The sequence below is a fragment of the Saccharomonospora iraqiensis subsp. paurometabolica YIM 90007 genome, assembly GCF_000231035.2.
Lineage (GTDB): Bacteria > Actinomycetota > Actinomycetes > Mycobacteriales > Pseudonocardiaceae > Saccharomonospora > Saccharomonospora paurometabolica.
In genome coordinates this window covers 1-3,024 of sequence record NZ_KI912253.1, presented here as the reverse complement: position 1 = coordinate 3,024, position 3,024 = coordinate 1, and the positions used below count along the sequence as shown (strand labels likewise).

Genomic DNA, 3,024 nt, shown 5'->3' with positions numbered 1-3,024 from the left:
CACCTCGGCCGCCTGCTCCCCGGAGCGGACGCCCAGGCCGACCCCGACCGGCAGATCGGTGTGCGCGCGGGTGCGGCGCACCAGCTCCGCGGCATTCGCGCCGACCGACTCCCGCGCCCCGGTGACGCCCATCACGGCCGTCGCGTAGACGAAGCCGGTGGTGGCCTTCGTGGTGAGCGCGAGGCGCGCGTCCGACGACGACGGCGCCACCAGGAAGATGCGGTCCAGCCCGTGCTGGTCGGAGGCGGTCAGCCACTCCGGGGCCTCGTCCGGGGTCAGGTCCGGCGTGATCATTCCCAGTCCGCCCGCCGCGGCGAGGTCGCGGGCGAAGGCGTCCACGCCGTAGCGGTGTACGGGGTTCCAGTACGTCATCACCACCGCACGCCCGCCCCGGGCGGCGACGGACTCCACGACCTCGAACAGGTGCTTGAGCCGGAAGCCGCCCCGCAGCGCCTCGTCCGCGGCGGCCTGGATGGTGGGCCCGTCCATCACCGGGTCGGAGTAGGGCACCCCGACCTCGACGAGATCGGTGCCCGCGTCCAGGGTGGCGGCCAACAGCTCCTTCGACCCGTCGACGGTCGGATACCCCGCGGGCAGGTAGGCCACCAGCGCACCGCGCCGTTCGTCCCTCGTCCGGCCGAACAGCTCGTCGAGCCTGCTCACACGTCCTCCACGAGGTTGAAGTAGCGGGCGGCCGTGTCCACGTCCTTGTCCCCGCGGCCGGACAGGCTGACCACGATCGTCGCGCCCTCGCCGAGTTCGCGGCCGAGGGTCAACGCCCCGGCGAGCGCGTGCGCCGACTCGATCGCGGGGATGATCCCCTCGGTCTTCGACAGCAGCTGGAAGGCGTCCATCGCCTCGGCGTCGGTGACCGCGCGGTACTCGGCGCGGCCGCTGTCCTTGAGCCAGGAATGCTCCGGCCCCACACCCGGGTAGTCGAGCCCCGCCGAGATCGAGTATGCCTCGGTGGTCTGCCCGTCGTCGTCCTGCAGCAGGTACGACAGGGCACCGTGCAGCGTTCCGGGGCTGCCCTTCGTCAGGGTGGCGCCGTGTTGGTCGGTGTCCAGCCCCTTGCCGCCGGGCTCCATCCCGACCAGCCGCACCTCCGGGTCGTCGAGGAAGCCGTGGAAGATGCCGATCGCGTTCGACCCGCCCCCGACGCACGCGGCGACCGCGTCCGGCAGCCGTCCGGTCGCGTCGAGGATCTGCGCGCGCGTCTCCTCGCCGATGACCGTGTGGAAGTTGCGCACCATCAGCGGGAACGGGTGCGCCCCCGCCGCGGTGCCCAGCAGGTAGTGCGTGGTGTCCACATTGGTCACCCAGTCGCGCAGGGCCTCGTTGATGGCGTCCTTGAGGGTGCGCGAGCCGGTGGCCACGGGCACGACCTCCGCGCCGAGCAGCCGCATCCGGGCGACGTTGAGGGCCTGCCGCCGGGTGTCCAGCTCGCCCATGTAGACCACGCACTCGAGCCCGAGCAGCGCGCACGCCGTGGCCGTGGCCACGCCGTGCTGGCCCGCCCCGGTCTCGGCGATGACCCGGGTCTTGCCCATCCGCCGGGTGAGCAGGGCCTGCCCGAGCACGTTGTTGATCTTGTGGGACCCGGTGTGGTTGAGGTCCTCCCGCTTGAGGAAGATCCGGGCCCCACCCGCGTGCCCGGCGAACCGGGGTGCCTCGGTCAGGCGCGACGGCCTGCCCGCGTAGTCGGTCAGCAGCCGGGAGAACTCGGCCTCGAACGCCGGGTCCTGCCGGGCCTTGTCGTACTCGGCGGCCAGCTCGTCGAGCGCGCCCATGAGCGCCTCGGGCAGGAACCGCCCGCCGTAGGGACCGAAGTGCCCGCGGGGGTCCGGGTCGTGGCCGGTCGGCGGCGTGGCTTCCGTACTCACCGGCTCGGCCTCGGGCATGCCGGGTGCGATCCCGCCGTGACGAGCTTGACCAGCGCGTTCTTCGGGTCGTCGGTGGCGACCAGGCCCTCGCCGACGAGCACGGCGTCCGCCCCGTGGCCCGCGTAGGCCATCAGGTCGCCGGGCCCGCGCACGCCCGATTCGGCGATCTTGAAGGTGTCCATCGGCAGCCCGGGGGCCAGCCTGCTGAACACGTCCCGGTCCACCTCGAGGGTGTGCAGGTTGCGCGCGTTGATCCCGACGACCGAGGCACCGGCCTCCAGGGCCCGGTCCGCCTCCTCGGCGTTGTGCACCTCGACCAGGGCGGTCATGCCCAGCGACTCCACCCGGTCGAGCAGGGACACCAGCGCGCTCTGCTCCAACGCCGCGGCGATCAGCAGGATCATGTCGGCGCCGTGCAGCCGGGCCTCGTGGACCTGGTACGGGCTGACGATGAAGTCCTTGCGCAGCACGGGGACGTCCACCGCGGCCCGCACCGCGTCGAGGTCCGCCAGCGACCCGCCGAAGCGGCGGCGCTCGGTGAGCACGCTGATCACCCGCGCACCCGCGTCCTCGTAGTCCTTGGCCAGCGTCGCGGGTTCCGGGATCGCCGCCAGCTCGCCCTTGGACGGGCTGCGCCGTTTGACCTCGGCGATCACCCCGATCCCGGACTCACGCAGCGAGCCCATCACGTCCCGCGGCGCCGGCGCGTGTTCCGTGCGCCGCTTCAGCTCGTCGAACGGTAACGCCGCCTCGCGCTCCGCGAGATCGGCCCGGACGTCGGAGATGATGTCTTCGAGAACGCTCACCGGGCGGCCCCACCGGGAGTCACGACTGTTGATTCACTCGCAAGGTGGCTCACAAAAACCTTCCCCTTCCCGCCGGACCGATGCTAACCCGCACGGTGTCGCGCATCGGCTCCGGGTCGGATTCGCCGCGCCTGCCGGGAACAAACACCGGTGTCACCGTTCGCGTGCCGTCGGATCCTCTCCCTCGGTGAGCGCGTTCCACAGTTCCGTGTCGTCGCGTGCCGTCTCGGTGGCCGTCCCGTCCGCCCCGTCCCGCGCGGACGCGGACCGCCGCGCCGTCGTCGGCGCGGAGTACTTCGCCCCCATCCGGGGCATGGCGGGGCCCCGCCACACCG

General features: G+C 72.6%; 4 protein-coding genes. All 4 read right to left on the bottom strand.

From position 1 onward, the window contains the following. On the bottom strand, window positions 1-663 hold a 663-nt coding region (trpA, locus tag SACPADRAFT_RS0217885; RefSeq protein WP_007027079.1), incomplete at its 3' end, for a tryptophan synthase subunit alpha. Further along, the gene (gene trpB / locus SACPADRAFT_RS0217880; RefSeq protein WP_007027078.1) at window positions 660-1,901 is read right to left on the bottom strand and encodes a tryptophan synthase subunit beta; all 1,242 of its coding nucleotides are present in this window, start codon (window positions 1,899-1,901) and stop codon (window positions 660-662) included. The genes trpB and trpA, both read right to left, overlap by 4 nt. Beyond that, window positions 1,880-2,689, bottom strand: a complete 810-nt coding sequence (trpC, locus tag SACPADRAFT_RS0217875) for an indole-3-glycerol phosphate synthase TrpC (protein ID WP_007027077.1) — start codon at window positions 2,687-2,689, stop codon at window positions 1,880-1,882. The genes trpB and trpC overlap by 22 nt, the downstream gene beginning before the upstream one ends. Window positions 2,690-2,842: 153 nt before the next feature. Beyond that, window positions 2,843-3,024: Trp biosynthesis-associated membrane protein (locus SACPADRAFT_RS28515; protein WP_040924562.1), on the bottom strand; the 182-nt coding region annotated here is incomplete at its 5' end.

Bases quoted from the DNA above. Each gene is read 5' to 3' on its own strand.
- trpB (WP_007027078.1), bottom strand. From the start codon at position 1,901: ATGCCCGAGGCCGAGCCGGTGAGTACGGAAGCCACGCCGCCGACCGGC.